This window comes from Flavobacterium crocinum (genome assembly GCF_003122385.1).
GTDB classification, from domain to species: domain Bacteria; phylum Bacteroidota; class Bacteroidia; order Flavobacteriales; family Flavobacteriaceae; genus Flavobacterium; species Flavobacterium crocinum.
This window is the reverse complement of the sequence record NZ_CP029255.1, coordinates 3,146,200-3,166,092: the sequence shown is the minus strand read 5'-3', so window position 1 is coordinate 3,166,092 and position 19,893 is coordinate 3,146,200. Positions and strand designations below refer to the sequence as shown.

Genomic DNA, 19,893 nt, shown 5'->3' with positions numbered 1-19,893 from the left:
GAATTAAGATTTTTTTATCTTTGAACGTTTTCAATTAACATGTAAAGTATTTCATATAAAAAATGAATTTTTTCAAAAAAATATTTGGCTCGAGTGAAGCCCCTTCTGATGAAGAGAACGAAAGCGAATATGCAGGTAGCTCTGCGCAGAACAGTCATTTATCTTTAGATGAGCAATTTATTTTCAATTTCAAAAAAAATGGAGGTAAATTCCTGTATTGTGAAAACAAAAGTGAAGTTACAGAACAGTTTGAAAACATATTAGAGGAAAATGACTGGTTTGAAAAAGAGGCTTTATGCTATGAACCGTCTCTTTTTGGCTTATTAGAAGAAAACAAATTATTCTATATTGCACCTTCAAATCCAAGATTCTTATTAGCCAGCTGCGAAAATCTTATCGCCGACGAAGGTTCAATTTTATTTTCATCTAAACAAATTCGACAAAATAAACCAAACGAATTACCAGCAAATATTGTTATCATTGCCACAACAAGCCAGATTCTTCCAATGAAGAGCGATGGGTTGAGTGCTATAAAACGCAAGTACGACAGAGATATACCTACAAATATTACTACAATAAAATATTTCGAAAAAGCAAAAGAAGAAGACTTTACCCAATACGGAAGTGTTGCCAAGAACCTTTATTTATTGCTTTTAGAAGACCTTTAAGATGAACGAAACGCTGAAGAGAACCATTTCTGGTGCTGTTTATATCGCTCTATTATTAAGTTCGATACTGTTTTCTACTGAAAGCTTTATTATCCTTTTTGGAGTTTTCCTAATCATCACGATTTATGAATTTTCGAATATTGTAAATCTCAATAAGGTATTTTCTATTCTCTTTGGTCTATTAATTTACACCATAACAATTCTCATTAGTCATTACAACAAACAAACTAGCAAGTATATTAATGATTCTTTTAATTCGAACATAAGTTTAGAAACCAATATTAAACAGCTGGATTTAATTCTTCTGGCTATTACTATTGTTGTCTCCATTAAATGCATCATTTTTTTATTTTATGACTCTGTTCAAAAAATAAGCACTTCTTCTAAATATCTTTATTTATTAGGATACATCACACTTCCGTTTATCTTTATCGTTAAAATTTCATTTGGAACAAACGATTATAATCCAAAAATTATAATTGGGTTATTTGTTTTAATATGGACCAACGATACTTTTGCGTATTTGGTCGGAAAATCAATGGGAAAACATAAATTATTTGAACGTGTTTCTCCCAAAAAAACAGTCGAGGGGTTTCTGGGTGGTGTTGTTTTTGCTGCATTCGCCGGTTTTTTGATCTCTAAATTTTACATTCAGCCAAAACCTGAATTCAGCAATATGTCTATTTTAATCTGGACAATAATTGCTTTAATCGTTAGTATTTTTGGTACTATCGGGGATCTGATTGAATCCAAATTTAAAAGAATTGCGGGTGTAAAAGACAGTGGTTCCATCATGCCGGGCCACGGAGGTATTCTAGATCGATTAGATAGTGTTATATTTGTAGCACCAATTATATTTTTATTTTATCAAATTTTATATTATGTTTCATAAAGAGGGAGGCCCGTCCATTTTACTAGGTACTGTATTTACTGTAGCTGTACTTTTAATTGCTGATAAATTCATTGATATTGCATGGCTTAGAATGCTTGTTCAATTTGCGGCGGTTTTGATTTTGATCATTATTTTACAATTCTTTAGAAATCCTAAAAGAATTGCAGTAAGAAACAGTGATCACATTCTGGCTCCTGTTGATGGAAAAGTTGTGGTTATTGAAGAAGTTTATGAAGGAGAATACTTTAAAGATAAACGTTTACAGGTTTCGATTTTTATGTCACCAATCAATGTGCATGTAACACGTTATGCAATGGATGGCATCATTAAGTTCAGTAAATATCACCCTGGTAAATTCCTTGTTGCCTGGCATCCAAAAGCAAGTGAAGAAAACGAAAGAACTACCGTAGTAATTGAAAATGAAACTTTTGGTGCTGTTTTATACAGACAAATTGCAGGAGCTTTAGCTCGTAGAATCGTAAACTACGCCAAAGAAGGAATGCAGGTTGTTCAGGGAACTGATGCCGGTTTTATTAAATTTGGATCAAGAGTAGATTTATTTTTACCTTTAGGTACACCAATCAACGTTGAATTGAATCAGAAAGCAATTGGCGGAAAAACAATTATTGCTACAAAAGCATAAATGACTGAAAAAGATTTAGATATTCGCTTTGCGGAAGCCGTAGAAATTGCCATGACAATGACTCAGGCTTCACTGCCGCAAGATGTGCAGCTAAGACTTTATGCTTTTTACAAACAAGCTACCTTTGGTACAGCTGTCTATAATCAATCTGAAAATTTTGATTTGAGAGACGCTTTCAAAACCAATGCCTGGATGCAGATTAGTCATATGTCTGTTGATGAAGCAAAAGAAAATTACATCGAGATCATTAATTCGTTAACATCAAAATAAATAACATTATGAAGAAAAACGTTGTTTTATGTACTGCTTTAGCTTCATTTTTACTATTATTTTCCTGTAAAGAAGATAAGCTTACTGAAGTAGTTGAGGTTCCTCTTCCAACAAAAGAAGAGAAAATCACTATAGGTTCGCCTAATGATGTCAAAGCCGATCCGGGTTCTTTTGAAATGACAAAATTACCATTTGCGTACGATGGTCTTTCGCCAGCGATAAGATCTTTGACTATGGAAACGCATTATTCCAAACACTATCTTTCTTACACCAACAATTTTAATAAAGAGATTGTATCGACAGAGTTCGAAAATATGCCGATTGAGGATATTTTGAAAAAGATGGATTTAAATAATGCTAAACTTCGTCAAAACGCGGGAGGATATTACAATCATACGCTTTACTTTAATGTCTTAACTCCAAAAGAGCAAACTCCAAAAGATACTCTTGCCGGCTCTATTAGTAAAGAATTTGGCTCTTTTAATAATTTAACGAATCAGTTTAAAGCACAATCCGAAAAACAATTTGGTTCTGGATGGGTTTGGCTGGTTGTGGATCGTTATGGGAAATTACAAATTACCACAACAGAAGATCAGGACAATCCTTTAATGAAAAATGCTCTGATTCCAGGAACACCAATTTTAGGAATCGATCTTTGGGAACATGCCTATTATCTGGATTATCAAAACAGAAAAGGAAGTTATATTGACGCTTTTTACGACCATATTAATTGGGAAAAAGTGAACGAATATTATGTCGAAGCACTTAAAAAGGTCAAAAAAGTATAAAACAAAAAGCTGATACCAAATAAAGTATCAGCTTTTTTTTATACCTTAAGGGTAACTCTAAACACGAATAACATGAAAGATATTGCCAATCGTTTTTTAGAAAACCCATTATTGTCTCCATCAGATTTATCCGCAAGCAGAGAAGGATTAGAAATCACCTGTCTTTTAAATCCGGGAGTTTTTCGATTTGAAAATAAAATCTGGCTGGCCGTAAGAGTTGCTGAGAGACCAAAACAAGCTGAAAATAGTATTTCTTTTCCAATACTAACAGAAAATGGTTTAATTGAAATTATAGAAATTCTAAAAGATCATCCAGAACTAATCGCAACAGATGCACGTGTTATCAATTATCAGGGGATTGATTATTTAACAACCTTATCTCATATTCGTTTACTCTGCAGCGAAGATGGAAAACATTTCTACGAGCCTAAAAATCACCCTCTTTTAGTTGGCGAAGGCATACTAGAAACCTTCGGAATAGAAGATTGCCGTGTTTCTTTAATTGAAGGAAAATATTATCTGACTTTTACTTCCGTTTCCAATAATGGTGTCGGAGTTGGTTTGCGAACCACAACCGACTGGAAAACTTTTGAAAAACACGGAATGATATTTCCTCCTCACAATAAGGATTGTGCCATTTTTGAAGAAAAAATAAATGGTTTATTTTATGCTTTGCACCGACCAAGCAGTGTAGATATTGGCGGAAATTATATTTGGATTGCTTCATCTCCTGATGGCATTCATTGGGGAAATCATAAATGTATCATCAAAACCAGAAAAGGAAATTGGGACAGTAAAAGAGTTGGTGCCGGTGCAGCACCCATTAAAACAGAAAAAGGCTGGCTCGAAATTTATCATGGAGCAAATGAAGCGCATCAATATTGTCTGGGGGCTTTTCTATTAGATGTAGAAAATCCTGCAAAAGTCATTTCAAGAACTGAAACTCCTATTATGTTTCCGACAACGGATTACGAATTAAGTGGCTTTTTTGGAAATGTGGTATTTACAAATGGTCATGTTATAGAACCTGACGGCGATACGCTGACTGTTTATTATGGAGCGTCTGACGAATTTGTTTGTGGTGCTCAATTTTCAATCAAAGAAATCCTTTCGCTTTTAAAAGAAGTTTAAAAACAAAAAACTTGCTTAAACCTTAATTAGTTCTAAGCAAGTTTTCTTTTATTTTACTTCATTTTAGTTTACTTCATAAATAAATGATTCAGAAGGTTTGATTTTTACTCTTGCAGAACCTTCACCATTTTTAACGGTAAGATAAGTTTTACTGACTGAATATAATTTATCTATAAGTACGTAAGAACCATCCTTAAGATTCCATTTTGAAATAAGAGTTGACGGAATTTTTAATTCAAATTCACTTTCTTTTTCTGAAGAGAAATTAGCAATTACAATCAGTTTTTGTTTTTCTGACCAACGAACATAAGAATACAACAATGCATCATAATTCGAATTTTGACGATTTATAGCTTGAATTTCTTCAAAACTTCCCATTAAAGCACTGCTGTTTATTGTAAAACTCAGTAATCGTTTGTAAAAATCACGCAGATTTTTTTCTGAATCAGATAATTGTCCTCCATCAAACTTACCTTCATTCATCCAACGTTGATGATTTGGAACTCCGATATAATCAAAAATTGAAGTTCGAGTAGGTTTTCCAAAACCCGCATCTTCATTTCCGGCCTCTCCTACTTCTTGTCCAAAATAAACCATTGTTGGCGATGTACTTATTGTTGCCGAAACTACCATTAGTGGTTTTCCTCGTTCGGGAGTTCCTGCAAACTCAGAACTTGCCAAACGTTGTTCGTCATGATTATCTAAAAAATGAAGCATATGATGCTCAATATCCGTCATTCGATTTTGTATATCATTTAATTCATCAGGAGACGATTTTCCACGAATAATATCTTTCAGTTTATCGTAAGTTTCCACTTTATCATACAAATAATCCATTTTTCCTAAACGAATGTAATTGCGATACTCATTCGGATTATAGACTTCTGCCAGTAAAAATGCATCTGGATTCTTCATTTTAATTGAAGAGTTCATATAACTCCAAAATTCATACGGCACCATTTCGGCCATATCATAACGAAATCCGTCCACTCCTTTTGCTGTCCAGTACAAAGCAATATCTCTGAACTTCTTCCAGGAATCCGGTAGGTCTTTATCCTGCCAGAAAGCAAAATGTTCTTGATATGATTTCTGATCAAATCCAGATGGAAGTTCAGGAAAATCTTTGCTTCCGTCAGGACGAACACCATAATTCACTTTAACTGTTTCGTACCAGTCATTTTGATCCGGTTTTACTTTACGCGAACCATTTCCTGTCCATTTTGCAGGATTTTCATCAAATTTCCCATCAACAAGCGGATTTTTTTCTCCGTTTAACGGAATATCGCCATCCGGAATTTCAAAATGTTCCTTTGGAATATAATAGAAATTATTATCTCGTTTATATTCTAAAGAAGCATCATCATCTGCACCAAAATCTTTTACACCAGCTGGATTTGATTTTCCTTCATATTTTCTCGCAATATGATTTGGAACAATATCAATAAGTACTTTTAAACCTGCGTTATGAGTACGCTTTATCAAAGCTTCAAATTCTTCAAGGCGTTTGGCTGGATCAACAGCCAGATCTGGATTTACGTTATAATAATCTTTTACCGCATAAGGAGAACCTGCTCTTCCTTTTACTACTTCGGGATCATCATTTGAAATTCCATACGCTGTATAATCACGCACCAAAGCATGATGAGGTACACCAGTATACCAAATATAGGTAACTCCTAAATCTTTTATTTCGTGAAGTGCTTTATCTGTAAAATCATTAAACTTTCCAACTCCATTCTCTTCTATGGTTCCCCAGGGTTTATTTGTTTTATTTTTATTTCCAAACAGGCGTGTAAAAACTTGATAAACTACAACTTTCTTTTCTGTTGTAGTATCTTCTTTTGCTGTACTCATTTTTAAATCTTGTGTTTTACATGCCGAAAACAGTACAGTTAATGTAATTCCGGCTGTAATTAATCTTTTGCTAATCATATAATGGGTTAATCTAAATATAGCTTATAATTTTCTAAAAACCTCTAAAGGCTCAAAAAACAATTTTCTAAATGTAGCTCATTTTTTAAAACTCCGAACAAGATTAATAGGCTTTATACCGTTTTAAAATCGAAATAAGCCAACTACAACGTGAGAGTTCGTTGTTTTGTTGAAAAAATAAATACTCTCGATTTTCCCAATTTGCGTGTTGAAGACTTATTATAAATTAATGCTAATATCCGCCAGAGGTTCTAACCTTTTTTATAAATTTGACAAAAATTTAATCAGTTGAAGAAATCACTCTTTTTCATATTTACTTGTCTGTCTTTTTTAAGCGTCAAATTCACTTTCGCGCAAGCAAAAAAAACTGCTCAAACTCCGAAAACAATCATCATTGAGAATGCTGATTATTCTGATGTAGATCAGGTTAATGCTCCGGATGCTCTTTTGCTAACCGGAAATGTAAAAATAAACCATGACGGAGTTGTGCTTACGTGTAATAAAGCTTACTTTTTTCAAAAAGAGAATTATTTAAAAGCATTTGGAAATGTACAATTAGTACAGGGAGACACTTTATTCTTAAACAGTAAATATGCAGAATATAGCGGGAATGCGAAAAAGGCTTTTGCAACAGGAGATGCTGTTTTAACCTCGCCAGATGCTACATTGCGAACTGATACGATTAACTTTGACCGAAATGTTCAGGAAGCTTTCTACAACACTAAAGGAACTATTGTAAACAAGGACAATACTCTAGTGAGTAAATCTGGAAGATATTATGCCGAACAAAAGAAATTCCAGTTCCTGACTGAAGTAGTTATTACAAATCCTAAATATGTAATCAAATCCAATCATTTGGATTATTACAGCAATTCAGGTCATACTTATCTTCTTGGACCTTCTACTATTACAAGTAAAGAAAATTATATTTATACCGAAAAAGGTTTTTACGACACAAAGAAAAACTTAGCCCATTTTCTGAGAAAATCGTATATAAAATATGATGATCGGCGTATAGAAGGCGATAGTTTGTTTTACAACCGAAATACCGAATTTGCATCGGCGACGCGAAATGTCAAGATTACAGATTCTATTAATAAAGGAATTGTAAAAGGGCATTATGCAGAACTTTTCAAACTAAAAGATTCCATGTTTGTAACCAAAAGAGCCGTTGCAATCAATTTAGTTGAAAATGACTCGGTTTACATTCACGGACAGAAATTAATGGTTACCGGAAAAGAAGGCGAAAGAATTTTGAGAGCGTATAAAAATGTACGTTTCTTTAAAATTGACATGAGCGGTAAATGTGATTCTATACATTCTGATTCTAAAATTGCCTTAACCAAATTAATTGGAAACCCGATTATTTGGAATGGAGAAAGCCAGATTACCGGCGATATCATGCATCTGATTGGCGATAAAACCACACGAAAGATAGATTCGTTAAAAGTTTTAAATAACACTTTCCTCATCTCAAAAGATACACTTGGAACTGGATATAATCAAGTCAAGGGACTCAATCTATTTGGAAAATTTCGGGACGGTAAACTCCATTATGTTGACATAATCAAAAACACCGAAGTCATTTATTACAGTCGGAATGATCAGAACGAACTCGTAGGAATTGATAAAAGCGTAAGCAGTAAAATCAATTTGATTCTGGAAGACAATAAAATTGAGACTCTTACCCTTTTCAACAATGTTGATGGCGATATGTTTCCGGAAGATGAACTTCCCGAAAATGCCCGTAAACTTCGAGGAATGGTCTGGCGCGGTGACGAACGTATCAAATCCAAAGACGATATTTTCACCGCAGAAGAAAATGAAATGAACGAAAAACTAATTCAGCAAGGGAAAGAAGAAGAGGAAAAAGGGAAAAATGTCCCAATGAAAGTCAGAAAGGAAACTTTAGATTACGACAAAAAGAAACCCGCTGTTAAACCTGCAATAACACCTAAGAAAAAATAGTTTTCAGTCACAGTAACAGTTTTCAGTTATTCTTAAGACTGAAAAGTGTGATTACGATTAACCTAAAAATCTTAGTATCTCAGCATCTCAGCAACTTAGAAGCTTAAAAAAAATGAATCCAGATTTTATAAAATACCAGGCACAAACTTCTCCTTATCCTTTAGGAATGGAAGTTTCGCACGCCATTGGTTCATACATATACGACACAAACGATAAAAAATATTTAGATTTCGTTGCCGGAGTTTCAGCTTGTACACTTGGGCATCAGCATCCAAGAGTAAATCAGGCAATAAAAGACCAACTGGATAAATATTCTCACGTAATGGTTTATGGAGAATATTCGCAGAGTCCAGCTGTTCAATATTGTAAAATGATGGCTTCGCTCCTGCCTGAATCACTTAACAAAACGTATTTAGTTAATTCGGGTACGGAAGCTATTGAAGGCGCTTTAAAATTGGCCAAAAGAACTACTGGGAGAAGTCAGCTCATTTCATGTCATAATGCTTATCACGGAAACACGATGGGATCGATGAGTGTTATGGGATTTGAAGAACGCAAACAAGCCTTTAGACCATTGCTTCCGGATGTCGATTTTATTACTTTCAATAACGAAGAAGATTTACAAAAGATAACAACCCGAACAGCAGCCATTCTTTTAGAAACTATTCAGGGCGGTGCCGGTTTTATTCAGCCGGAAAACAATTTTTTACAAAAGGTAAAAAAACGCTGTGAAGAAGTTGGCGCTTTAATGATTGTAGACGAAATCCAGCCAGGTTTTGGAAGAACAGGAAAACTCTTTGGTTTTCAGAATTACGATGTCGTTCCCGACATTGTCGTAATGGGTAAAGGAATGGGCGGTGGAATGCCTGTTGGAGCTTTTACAGCATCTGCAGAAAGAATGGATCTTTTAACCGAAAACCCAAAATTAGGTCATATTACTACTTTTGGAGGTCACCCTGTCATTGCGTCAGCCTGTTTAGCTACTTTGCAGGAATTAACTGAAACAAATTTAATGGCAGAAACGCTGGAGAAGGAAAAACTCTTCAGATCGCTTTTGGTACATCCTTTGATAACAGAAGTTAGAGGAAAAGGATTAATGCTCGCAGCAATGACAGAATCTGCTGAAATTACCAACGAAGTCATTTTAAGTTGTCAGGACAAAGGATTGATCTTATTTTGGCTTTTATTTGAAGGATGTGCTATACGAATTACACCTCCTTTAACTATTTCAGAAGAGGAAATTAGAGAAGGCTGCGCGATTATTTTAGAGGTTATGGATGAAATAATGAAAAAGAATACGAAATAAAAACCATCCTAATTTTCATACACTCTAATTAACATGACATTGGTTTCAACTTGCTCTATATTTTGATGAAACTTTTCAGCATTAACAGAAAAAAGACAAAACTGAAGCTAATCTCTTGATAATAAAAGAGATTTCTTCCCAAAACAGAATAAAAAACGCTATATATTGTTAATTAAATTGTTCAAAACAATTAATTTCTTATCCTTACAACAATTATATGGTTGCCTAAATTTATATCAGGCTAATTTCAAATACACGAAGTATGCAATTAAGCAACGAAGAAGAAGATTATAACCTATCCCTATCCAAATTTGAGTCGATGTTAAAAACGAACAAAGTACTCTTTTTTGATTCTGAAGAATTCGAAGAAATCATTCTTCATTATTTAGACATAGGTAAGGCTAATTTAGCAAAAAAGGCCTTAAAACTTGCATTAGATCAGCATCCAAAATCTACAGGCTTAAAATTAGTACAAGTAGAAATGCTGGTTTATGATGATAAACTCGATCTGGCTGAAAAGCTTCTGAATGAGTTGTACGCAATTGAACCTAACAACGAGGAAATCTACATCCAAAAAGCCAATATCTGTTCTAAAAGAGATCAACACGAAAAAGCAGTTGAACTGTTAAAAATCGCGTTGCAATACACTGATGATTATGCTGATGTGTATAATTTGATTGGAATGGAATATCTTTTTATGGATAATCTCGAGCTGGCAAAAGAGAATTTTATTAAATGTCTTGAAGAAGATTTAGAAGATCAATCTGCTCTTTATAACGTGGTATACTGTTTTGAATTTTTAGATCAAAATCAGGAAGCTATTGTATATCTTAACGAATATATTAACCGAAATCCGTACAGCGAAATTGCATGGCATCAGCTTGGACGTCTTCATTATGGCGTAAAAGAATATGAAAATGCTATTCGTGCATTTGATTATGCAACGTTGATTGATGACGAATTCTTAGGCGCTTTTATGGAAAAAGCAAAAGCTTATGAACGTCTGAAAAAATATAATGAAGCGATTGAAAGCTATAACAGAACCATCGAATTAGACGATGCAACATCTTATGCCTTGCTTCGAATTGGTAAATGTTATGAGAAACTAGGGAATTTAGCGAAAGCGATTCAATATTATAACCAGACTGTTCATGAAGATCCACTTTTAGACAAAGGCTGGATTGCCATAACCGATTTTCATCTTCGCCAGAAAAACTATCAAAAAGCATTGTTTTTTGTCAATAAAGCTTTGGCAATCGACAATCAAAATCGTTTGTACTGGAAAAGATATGCGACAATCAACAAACACATGAATTTCTTTGAAGAAGCCGAATTCGGTTTTAGAAAAGCGGTTGAGTTTGGAGATTATGCGTTAGATACCTGGTTGTACTGGGTTGATATTCTACAGTTTTTAGGAGAATTCGAAAGTGCTATTCAGACTTTGTTACAAGCGTCAGAATATTTTCCTGAAGAAAACGAAATCGAATATCGTTTGGCTGGATTGTACTTTATGATTCAAGACACCACAAAAGCGAAGTTCCACTTAAGCAATGGATTACGTCTTAATTTTGATAATTACATCTTAATTGAAGATTTATTTCCGGTTGTATGGTCAAAGAAAACAGTTAAAAATTATATAGAAAAACATCGTAAATAATAATGGTTGATATTTTATTAAGAAGACGTTTTGGATTATTGGGGCGCAACATTAGCTACTCTTTTTCAAAAGGTTATTTTACAGAAAAATTTAACAATGAAGTCTTTGCTGGTAACAGCTACGAGAATTTTGACATTTCGGAAATTAATTATTTCACCGAATTAATTAAAAACAACCCGGATTTAAAGGGTTTAAATGTTACTATTCCGTATAAAGAACAAGTTATTCCTTTCTTAGATAAACTATCGCGAAAAGCTACTTTAATTGGTGCTGTTAATACTATAAAATTTACTAAAAATGGTAAATTAAAAGGTTACAATACTGATTATTACGGATTCAAAAAGTCATTAGAACCACTTTTAGAGCCCCATCATAAAAAAGCCCTAATCTTGGGAACTGGAGGCGCTTCTAAAGGTGTTGCTTTTGCTCTTGATGAATTAGGCATTCCCTATACTTTTGTTTCCAGAGAAGCCAAAGAAAATATTATCGATTACGATTTGATCAACGCTACAACTTTTGACAATTTTCAAATCATAATCAATTGTACGCCAGTTGGAACAAGTCCGAACATTGACGCCTGTCCAAACCTGCCGTATGAGTTTTTTACAGAAAAACATATTGCTTACGACTTAATTTACAATCCGGCCGAAACTACTTTTCTAAAATTAGCAAAAGAAAGAGGTGCTGTGATAAAAAACGGTCACGACATGCTGATTTATCAGGCAGAAAAAGCGTGGAAAATCTGGAACAAATAAAAAGAAGTAAAAAATAAAATGTTAATGTATTTTTTGTATTTTTAAATCACTTATTAACAGATGGTTATGAGAAAAATACAATTACTTAGCATTTTATTTTTTTTATTTAACAATCTACTTTCAGCTCAGGAAAATGATACCCTACAAAGTCCTTTCTCTGAGCCTCGTTATCACTATTTTCTTAAGACAATTATATTTTTTGATGAGTATTTAGATACCGATAATGGATCATTTAACACTACTCAATTACGTGTTCTGCTTCCAATTGGAAACAAAGCCTGGAATTTACGCTTTGATCTTCCATTAATTTCAGCAAATACCAGCTCCATTAACAAAACAGCAATTGGAGACGTCGGTATGGGAATAAGTTATATTCCTTATATGAAAAATACAAACGGAATTGCAGTAAGAGCAAGAGTGTATGCCAATACTGCAGCAGATCCAAATTTTGGAACTGGAAAATGGGTTGCAATGCCCGCAGTAATTTATGGAAAATATTTATTTGAAAAAAAATTCCTATGGCTGTCAACTCTAGAATATCAAGGAAGTTTTGCTGGTCAAAATGATCGAAACGACATCAGTGTGACTGTTTTTGAAAATGTAGTACTTCACTTTTTTGGAAAAAATTGGGTCGCAGGAGATGTCGCTTTTAGATATAATTCTATGATCGAAGGTTTTCAAAACAATGCTTTCGTAGAATTTGGACGAAAAATTACCCCGACAAATTTAGTTTACATACATCCAAGCGCAGGATTTGGCGCAAACAGAACCTACAATTTCGGAATTGAAATGGGGGTTTTGATTCTTTTCTAGTCAAAGAAAAAAATCAATAGAACCTTACTAATTTATATTTTTACAGTAATAATCAAAAAAAGAATGCAGATTTTGAATTTATGGATACCTCAGTTATTCAATCAAAAGCCATTCAACATAATAGTGAATAAGCTTAAAGAATAGGAATTTCGTCTTAAAATACAGCATAATCAAGCGATTTATTTTGTATTTAGAAACACCTTTACTATCTTTCGCTCTGTTTAAAATAAAAACCTTATACATTTTAAAGATGTTAGAAGAAAAGAATGATAACCTGCATGATGCAGACGGAAAATCAGGAATCGAGATCAATGATTCTACAGCAAATGATGCAATTGAAACATCTAATCCTGAAACTTTAGTTGAAAATTCAGCCTTAGAAACTGAAAACTTATCAGATGACACCGAAAATGCTCATCAGGAAGCATTAGATGTTATCACAAATTCTAATGCTGCAGAAAGTGAAGACGAGACTTTAAAAGAACGTCATGATATTCCAATGCAGGACTACAATACATTCTCTCTGGATGCTCTTGTAGATGAATTAAAGAAATTGGTCAATACAGACAAAGTAATGTCGGTAAAAGACCATATTGAAGAAATCAAAAAAGCTTTCTTGCTGCAATATCATCATCTTTTGGAGGAAAAGAAAGAAGAATTTCTGGCTTCTAACACGGATCCAAATGAAGAATTTGAATATCACCTGCCTTTAAAATTAAAATTCGACGAATATTATAATGTTTTTAGAGATAAAAAAAATACTCATTTTAAACATTTACAGACTAATTTAAAAACGAATTTAGATACCCGTCTGGCTATTGTTGAAGAATTAAAAGAACTGATTAATCCTCAGGAAAATATAAAAGACACTCTTAAACATTTCAATGAATTAAGAGAAAGATGGAAAAATGCAGGTGCAATTCCAAAAGACAAATACAATCACGTTTGGAATAATTATCATTTTCATGTAGAAAATTTCTACGATTATCTTCATTTAGACCGCGAGGCAAGAGATTTAGATTTTAAACACAACTTAGAGTTAAAACAAAAAATAATCGCACGTGTTGAAGAGCTTGCAAATGATGCTGACGTAAATAAGGCGTTCCGTGAATTACAGGATTTACACCGAATCTGGAAAGAAGATATTGGACCGGTTTCTAAAGAACACCGTGATACAATCTGGAATCAATTTAGTGAATTAACAAAAAAAATACACGACAAAAGAGAAGTATTGTTCGAAAACCAAAGAGCAAACGAACAGCAGAATCTTGAAATTAAAAAAGAAATCATTTCTAAAATAGCTGTTTTAGGTACTGAAAAAGTAAACTCTCACTCTCAATGGCTGGTGCAAATTCAAAAAGTAGAAGACTTAAGAAATGAGTTTTTTGCAGCAGGAAAAGTCCCGTCTGAGGTTAACGAGGAAACCTGGGCTGCATTTAAAACTGCCGTTAGAAATTTCAATGCATTTAAAAATTCTTTCTATAAGGATATCAAGAAAGATCAAAATGACAATTTAAATAAAAAACTTGCTCTTGTAGCTAAAGCAAAAGAATTACAGGAAAGCACCGATTTTCAGGCGACAACTCCTGTAATGAAACAAATTCAGGAAGAATGGAAACAAATCGGGCACGTTCCTAAAAAATATTCAGACAAAATCTGGAAAGAGTTTAAAGATGCCTGCAATCATTATTTTGATAAATTAAAAGAACACAAATCTGAAGAAAACAGCGAAGAAGTAGCTGCTTTTGACAACAAAAAAGCATATTTGGAAGTTCTAAGAGCTTTTCAGTTAACAGGAGATCACAAAACAGATTTGGATGGCATAAAAGCACATATAGAAACCTGGAAAGGATTTGGAAAAGTGCCTTTTTCAAGACGTCATATCGAAGGAAAATTCAATAAAATCCTGGATGCTCTTTTTGAAAAATTAAGCCTAAGCAAAAAAGAATCTGAAATGATGCGTTTTGCAAATCGTATTGATTCTTTATCAGATAGCAATGATACTCGTAAATTAGATAACGAAAAAATCTTTATTATGCGTAAAATTGAAGAGGTTCAAAATGAAATTTTCCAATTAGAGAACAATATTCAGTTTTTTGCTAATACGAAAAACGCTAAAAAAGAGAATTCTATTGTCACAGAAGTACGCAAAAACATTGCAATTCACAAAGAAAGTCTTGAGGTTTGGAAAGACAAACTGAAACAATTAAGAAATTTAGGTCAGGAATAGATCTGAGTTAAAACAAATTATATAAAGGTGTAGTGAGAGATATTCATTACACCTTTTTTTTGTTTGAATGCTTTTTCTATATCGCAAAGCACGCAAGATTTTTTCATTTGCACCTTATAGAAAAAGTAAAGTTCGCAAAGCTTGATCTGCACAAAGCTTTGCGAACTTTTTATTGACCTGAACAATGTAATAAAAAAAACCTTGCGTGCTTTGGGTATAAAATTCATACCAATCGAAAAAACTTAACATTCTGGTTAAACTCTATAAAACAATTCTGTAAAATATTGATTATATTTGATTTACCACATTATCATTTGATAATCAAACCAATAACAACATTTTATTAATTTTAATACCACACAAATGAAATTTACAAGAAAAGCACACGCCAACTGGAAAGGAACCGGTATGGAAGGAACAGGAACTATTAGTACTCAAAGTACCACTTTAGATAATGCTCAACTCTCTTTTAAAACAAGATTCGCTGACGGTGTTGGTACAAACCCGGAAGAATTAGTTGCAGCAGCTCATTCCGGCTGTTTTACCATGCAATTAAGCTTTTTATTAAACGAAGCAGGATTCACTGCAGATGATTTAACTACAGAAGCGACAGTAACCTTTGAAGATGGTTCTATAACTTTAATCCATTTAGACCTAAAAGGAAAAGTTCCATCAATTTCTGCAGAGGAATTTACAGCTACAGCCAATAAAGCAAAAGAAATCTGTCCGATTTCTAAATTATTAAATACCACAATTACATTATCAGCTGAATTAATTAGCTAAAAAAAATTAAGCATAAAAAAAACCATTCGCCGCAGCGAATGGTTTTTTCTATTTATAACGAAAGCCTATTACATTTTAGCTTTTAATGCTTTAGCTTCAGCTGTCATTTCAAGAGCACTGTAAACCCCTAATAATGTTTTAGAAACATCTTCGTTTTTAGGATCTAACTCATTTGCTTTTTTAAGGTAAGGAATTACACCTTTAAAAACATTTTCTCTTTGTGCTTTTAAAACATCGTAACGTTTCATATCTTTCGCAGAAGTACCTAATTTATTCATTTCATCAATGATCGGTTTTTCTGCTTCTAATTTTAATGCAGCAAGATTTAAATAAGCATTTGTATAGTTAGGATTAATTTCAATCGCTTTTAAGTAATATTTCTCAGCGTCTGCATTGTTTTTTGCACCTGAACTAATTACTCCTAAGTTGAATACTAAATCAGCATTGTTTGGATCTTTCTCTAAAGCCTCACCAACTAATTTTTTGTACATATCAAAATCTTTAGTCTCAAGATATAAATTAGCTTCAGTTAAGATTAAAGAAGTATCTTCCGGATTTGCTTTTCTTGCATCTGCGATTGCTTTTTTAGCCTCTTCAGTACGTCCTTTTTGAACTAAGATCAAAGCTAAGTTTTTGTAGATTTCACCTCTTTTTGAAGGAATAGCTTCTGTTTTAGGTTTTTCGTGAGTACCTAATTTTACAGCCATATCTCTTTCTTTAGCATTAGCAAAGTTATCTTCGTTACCACTCGCTTTATTTGAAGCTAAAAACAAAGTCCCTTTTCCAGAGTAGTTCAGTTTTTTCAATTCCTCATACATTGGCAAAGCAAGATCAAAATCTTGTGCATTTACCGCTGTTGAAGCCGCATAATACAAGTTAATTGTATCATTTCTGTCTAAAGCATAAGCATCATATAATTTTTTTGCTCCTTCAACATTTTTGTTTGACTGAGTATCTGCAATAGCAGAGTTAATCAATTTTGCTTTGATACTGCTAATAGAAGTCGCTGCCTGAGTTGAATACTTCTGTTTTCCTGAAGTTTTTTCAATCTCAATTAATTTCTTGTAACTTTCAGCTGCAGCAGTTAAGTTTTTGCTTTCTTCTACTTTTTTATCAGCAAGCTCTAAATAAGCATTTCCTTTTACAAAATAAAATTGCGCCTGCTCTGTATCTTTAGCATTTGCAACCATATTTTCAGCATCATTTAAAATTGTAATTGCTCCCTGAGCATCTCCTCCTTTTAAAGCTTTTTCAGCACCTTTAATCTGATCTTTTTGTGCAAAAGAAGCCATAGAGATCAATAATGCTGAAGCAAGTATTACATATTTACTTTTCATAGTGATATTTATTTGTATTTAAATTTCTTTTTATTCTATTTTAATTATTCTTCAGACTCCTCTTCTTCGGCATCCTCTTCATCATCAATTACTTCATCATCAGAATCATCATCGTCTTCTACAGGTCCATCATCTTCCAAAACTTCCAAATCCGGTTTAACTCTTTCAATTCCGGACTCAATCACGTTTCCATCTTCATCCACAACTACTTCTTCAGCATCATCTTTCATTACTTTTGTAACGGCGGCGATAGAATCTTTCCCTTTAAGATTAATCAATCTGACACCCTGAGTTGCACGTCCCATAACACGTAAATCATCAATTGCCATTCTAATTGTCAATCCGGATTTATTGATAATCATTAAATCATCCGCGTCAGTTACAGCATTGATAGAAATCAATTTACCTGTTTTTTCAGTAATGTTAAGCGTTTTAACCCCTTTACCTCCACGGTTTGTAATTCTATATACATCTTCTCCGTCTTCGTCAACTAATTTGGTACGTTTTCCGTATCCGTTTTCAGTTACTACTAAAATCTGAGATTCCGTAATATCATTTTTATCAACAGTTACCATTCCGATTACTTCATCCGAATCATCTTTTAAAGTAATACCACGAACTCCTGAAGCCGTTCTTCCCATCGGACGCGTTTTAGTTTCCTCAAAACGAACCAATTTACCAGACTTCACAGCCATAATAATTTGGCTTTCTCCGTTCGTTAACTGTGCTCCGATTAATTCATCTCCTTCTTTAATAGTAATAGCTGCTACACCATTTGCTCTCGGTTTAGAATATTTCTCTAAAGAAGTTTTCTTCACCTGGCCTTTTTTAGTAACCATTACAAGGTTATGTGTATTGATGTAATCTTTATCTTTTAAGTCTTGTGTGCAAATAAAAGCTTTTACTTTATCATCGCTTTCAATATTTACAAGATTCTGAATTGCTCTACCTTTTGCTGTTTTACTACCTTCAGGAATTTCATAAACACGCATCCAGAAACATTTTCCTTTCTGTGTAAAGAACATCATATATTGGTGGTTTGTAGCTACGAACATGTGCTCCAAGAAATCCTGATCTCTTGTTCCGGCACTCTTCTGCCCAACCCCACCTCTATTTTGAGTTTTATATTCTGATAAGTTTGTACGTTTGATATAACCTGCATGTGAAATTGTAATAACCACACTTTCGTCAGCAATTAAATCCTCAATACTTACATCACCACCAGAATATTCGATTTGAGAACGACGATCATCTCCATATTTATCACGGATTTCAGTAAGTTCTTCTTTAATTAAGTCAGTTCTTAAATTAACATCTGCTAATAAAGCTTTCAAATGCTCAATTAACTTCATTAATTCGTCAAATTCAGCTCTTAATTTATCCTGCTCCAGACCTGTTAACTGACGTAAACGCATCTCAACAATCGCACGAGCCTGAATATCTGACAATTTAAATCTTTCGATTAATTTCTCTCTTGCCTCATCAGTATTTTTAGATCCTCTAATTAACGCAATTACTTCATCAATATTATCAGAAGCAATAATTAAACCTTCTAAAATATGCGCTCTTTCTTCTGCTTTACGCAATTCAAACTGCGTTCTTCTTACTACTACATCGTGACGGTGCTCAATGAAATAATGAATCATATCTTTCAGATTCAATAATTGAGGACGTCCTTTTACTAATGCAATATTATTTACACTAAAAGAAGATTGCAATTGAGTATACTTATATAAAGTATTTAAAACCACGTTTGGCGTAGCATCACGTTTTAAAATATAAACGATACGCATACCTGTCCTATCCGATTCATCACGGATATTAGCAATACCTTCTATTTTTTTCTCGTTAACTAGATCAGCCGTACGTTTGATCATCTCGGCTTTGTTAACCTGATAAGGAATTTCAGTTACAATGATACATTCTCTTCCATCAACCTCTTCAAAACCAACTTTCGCACGCATTACAATACGGCCTCTACCCGTTTTAAAAGCTTCACGAACACCTTCATAACCATATATTACACCACCAGTTGGAAAATCTGGCGCTTTAATATGTGTCATTAATTCGTCAACTTCAATATCGTTATTATCTAAGTACGCTAAAGTACCATTGATAACTTCAGTTAAATTGTGTGGTGGCATATTGGTTGCCATACCAACTGCAATACCTGTTGCTCCATTTACTAATAAAGTCGGAACTTTTGTAGGCATTACTTTTGGTTCATATAAAGTATCGTCAAAGTTTAGCTGAAAATCAACAGTTTCTTTTTCGATATCTGCCATAATTTCCTCAGAAATTTTGCGCATTCTGGCCTCAGTATAACGCATTGCTGCCGGACTATCTCCATCGACAGATCCAAAGTTACCTTGACCATCAACTAATAAATATCGCATACTCCACTCCTGAGCCATACGAACCATTGCGTCATAAACAGAGGTATCTCCGTGCGGGTGGTACTTACCCAGAACCTCTCCCACGATTCTTGCAGATTTTTTATGGGCAGATCTTGAAGTTACTCCCAAATCATACATTCCATAAAGAACTCTTCGATGCACTGGTTTCAAGCCATCTCTAACATCAGGAAGTGCTCTTGATACAATTACTGACATCGAATAATCGATGTAAGCTGATTTCATTTCATCTTCAATGTTAATAGGAATTAACTTTTCTCCTTCAGACATAAGTTGTTATATTAAATAATTATAATAGTTTCAAAG

16 protein-coding genes are annotated in these 19,893 nt (G+C 33.6%); 13 read left to right on the top strand and 3 right to left on the bottom strand.

What is annotated here, in order from left to right; genetic code table 11:
* The first annotated feature begins 62 nt into the window (after positions 1-62).
* The 6 genes from HYN56_RS14210 (at position 63) to HYN56_RS14185 (ending at position 4,392) form a co-directional block, all read left to right on the top strand.
* Complete coding sequence (locus HYN56_RS14210; RefSeq protein WP_109192782.1) at positions 63-668, top strand: lactate utilization protein B/C; 606 nt, start codon at positions 63-65, stop codon at positions 666-668.
* 1 nt (position 669) lies between these two features.
* Positions 670-1,560 (top strand): phosphatidate cytidylyltransferase, encoded by an 891-nt coding sequence (locus HYN56_RS14205; RefSeq protein ID WP_109192781.1) that lies wholly within the window; start codon positions 670-672, stop codon positions 1,558-1,560.
* Positions 1,550-2,203: a phosphatidylserine decarboxylase family protein gene (locus HYN56_RS14200; protein WP_109192780.1), complete on the top strand. Its 654-nt coding sequence runs from the start codon at positions 1,550-1,552 to the stop codon at positions 2,201-2,203. Before HYN56_RS14205 ends, HYN56_RS14200 begins: the two co-directional genes overlap by 11 nt.
* Positions 2,204-2,473: an acyl-CoA-binding protein gene (locus HYN56_RS14195; protein ID WP_109192779.1), complete on the top strand. Its 270-nt coding sequence runs from the start codon at positions 2,204-2,206 to the stop codon at positions 2,471-2,473.
* Between the two features lie 8 nt (positions 2,474-2,481).
* Positions 2,482-3,261, top strand: a complete 780-nt coding sequence (locus HYN56_RS14190; protein WP_109192778.1) for a superoxide dismutase — start codon at positions 2,482-2,484, stop codon at positions 3,259-3,261.
* 72 nt (positions 3,262-3,333) lie between these two features.
* Positions 3,334-4,392, top strand: a complete 1,059-nt coding sequence (locus HYN56_RS14185) for a glycoside hydrolase family 130 protein (RefSeq protein WP_109192777.1) — start codon at positions 3,334-3,336, stop codon at positions 4,390-4,392.
* A 63-nt stretch (positions 4,393-4,455) separates the two neighbouring features.
* Here HYN56_RS14185 and HYN56_RS14180 read toward each other — a convergent pair whose 3' ends face one another.
* Positions 4,456-6,324, bottom strand: a complete 1,869-nt coding sequence (locus HYN56_RS14180) for an alpha-amylase family protein (protein WP_109192776.1) — start codon at positions 6,322-6,324, stop codon at positions 4,456-4,458.
* Between the two features lie 288 nt (positions 6,325-6,612).
* On the opposite strand from HYN56_RS14180, the gene HYN56_RS14175 reads away from it, so the two are divergent.
* From HYN56_RS14175 to HYN56_RS14145, 7 genes are all read left to right on the top strand, one after another.
* Positions 6,613-8,292, top strand: coding sequence for an OstA-like protein (locus HYN56_RS14175; protein ID WP_109192775.1), 1,680 nt, complete (start codon positions 6,613-6,615; stop codon positions 8,290-8,292).
* Between the two features lie 112 nt (positions 8,293-8,404).
* Positions 8,405-9,598 carry an aspartate aminotransferase family protein gene (locus tag HYN56_RS14170; protein WP_109192774.1) on the top strand — a complete coding sequence of 398 codons (1,194 nt, stop codon included), beginning with the start codon at positions 8,405-8,407 and terminating at the stop codon, positions 9,596-9,598.
* 262 nt (positions 9,599-9,860) lie between these two features.
* A complete protein-coding gene (locus HYN56_RS14165; protein ID WP_091491100.1) occupies positions 9,861-11,255 on the top strand; it encodes a tetratricopeptide repeat protein in 1,395 nt (464 codons plus the stop codon).
* Between the two features lie 2 nt (positions 11,256-11,257).
* On the top strand, positions 11,258-12,010 hold the full coding sequence (locus HYN56_RS14160) for a shikimate dehydrogenase family protein (protein WP_109192773.1): 753 nt from the start codon (positions 11,258-11,260) through the stop codon (positions 12,008-12,010).
* 66 nt (positions 12,011-12,076) lie between these two features.
* The gene (locus HYN56_RS14155; RefSeq protein ID WP_109194808.1) at positions 12,077-12,823 is read left to right on the top strand and encodes a lipid A phosphoethanolamine transferase; all 747 of its coding nucleotides are present in this window, start codon (positions 12,077-12,079) and stop codon (positions 12,821-12,823) included.
* Positions 12,824-13,073: 250 nt separating this feature from the next.
* A complete protein-coding gene (locus HYN56_RS14150; protein ID WP_109192772.1) occupies positions 13,074-15,053 on the top strand; it encodes a DUF349 domain-containing protein in 1,980 nt (659 codons plus the stop codon).
* Between the two features lie 363 nt (positions 15,054-15,416).
* On the top strand, positions 15,417-15,836 hold the full coding sequence (locus tag HYN56_RS14145) for an OsmC family protein (protein WP_109192771.1): 420 nt from the start codon (positions 15,417-15,419) through the stop codon (positions 15,834-15,836).
* A gap of 68 nt (positions 15,837-15,904) precedes the next feature.
* Here HYN56_RS14145 and HYN56_RS14140 read toward each other — a convergent pair whose 3' ends face one another.
* Positions 15,905-17,173, bottom strand: a complete 1,269-nt coding sequence (locus tag HYN56_RS14140) for a tetratricopeptide repeat protein (protein ID WP_109192770.1) — start codon at positions 17,171-17,173, stop codon at positions 15,905-15,907.
* A gap of 44 nt (positions 17,174-17,217) precedes the next feature.
* A complete protein-coding gene (gyrA, locus tag HYN56_RS14135) occupies positions 17,218-19,857 on the bottom strand; it encodes a DNA gyrase subunit A (RefSeq protein ID WP_109192769.1) in 2,640 nt (879 codons plus the stop codon).
* Between the last annotated feature and the right edge of the window lie 36 nt (positions 19,858-19,893).

Bases quoted from the DNA above. Each gene is read 5' to 3' on its own strand.
- HYN56_RS14185 (WP_109192777.1), top strand. From the start codon at position 3,334: ATGAAAGATATTGCCAATCGTTTTTTAGAAAACCCATTATTGTCTCCA.
- HYN56_RS14210 (WP_109192782.1), top strand. From the start codon at position 63: ATGAATTTTTTCAAAAAAATATTTGGCTCGAGTGAAGCCCCTTCTGAT.
- gyrA (WP_109192769.1), bottom strand. From the start codon at position 19,857: ATGTCTGAAGGAGAAAAGTTAATTCCTATTAACATTGAAGATGAAATG.
- HYN56_RS14165 (WP_091491100.1), top strand. From the start codon at position 9,861: ATGCAATTAAGCAACGAAGAAGAAGATTATAACCTATCCCTATCCAAA.
- HYN56_RS14160 (WP_109192773.1), top strand. From the start codon at position 11,258: ATGGTTGATATTTTATTAAGAAGACGTTTTGGATTATTGGGGCGCAAC.
- HYN56_RS14205 (WP_109192781.1), top strand. From the start codon at position 670: ATGAACGAAACGCTGAAGAGAACCATTTCTGGTGCTGTTTATATCGCT.
- HYN56_RS14150 (WP_109192772.1), top strand. From the start codon at position 13,074: ATGTTAGAAGAAAAGAATGATAACCTGCATGATGCAGACGGAAAATCA.
- HYN56_RS14190 (WP_109192778.1), top strand. From the start codon at position 2,482: ATGAAGAAAAACGTTGTTTTATGTACTGCTTTAGCTTCATTTTTACTA.
- HYN56_RS14140 (WP_109192770.1), bottom strand. From the start codon at position 17,173: ATGAAAAGTAAATATGTAATACTTGCTTCAGCATTATTGATCTCTATG.
- HYN56_RS14180 (WP_109192776.1), bottom strand. From the start codon at position 6,324: ATGATTAGCAAAAGATTAATTACAGCCGGAATTACATTAACTGTACTG.
- HYN56_RS14200 (WP_109192780.1), top strand. From the start codon at position 1,550: ATGTTTCATAAAGAGGGAGGCCCGTCCATTTTACTAGGTACTGTATTT.
- HYN56_RS14195 (WP_109192779.1), top strand. From the start codon at position 2,204: ATGACTGAAAAAGATTTAGATATTCGCTTTGCGGAAGCCGTAGAAATT.
- HYN56_RS14170 (WP_109192774.1), top strand. From the start codon at position 8,405: ATGAATCCAGATTTTATAAAATACCAGGCACAAACTTCTCCTTATCCT.
- HYN56_RS14155 (WP_109194808.1), top strand. From the start codon at position 12,077: ATGAGAAAAATACAATTACTTAGCATTTTATTTTTTTTATTTAACAAT.
- HYN56_RS14145 (WP_109192771.1), top strand. From the start codon at position 15,417: ATGAAATTTACAAGAAAAGCACACGCCAACTGGAAAGGAACCGGTATG.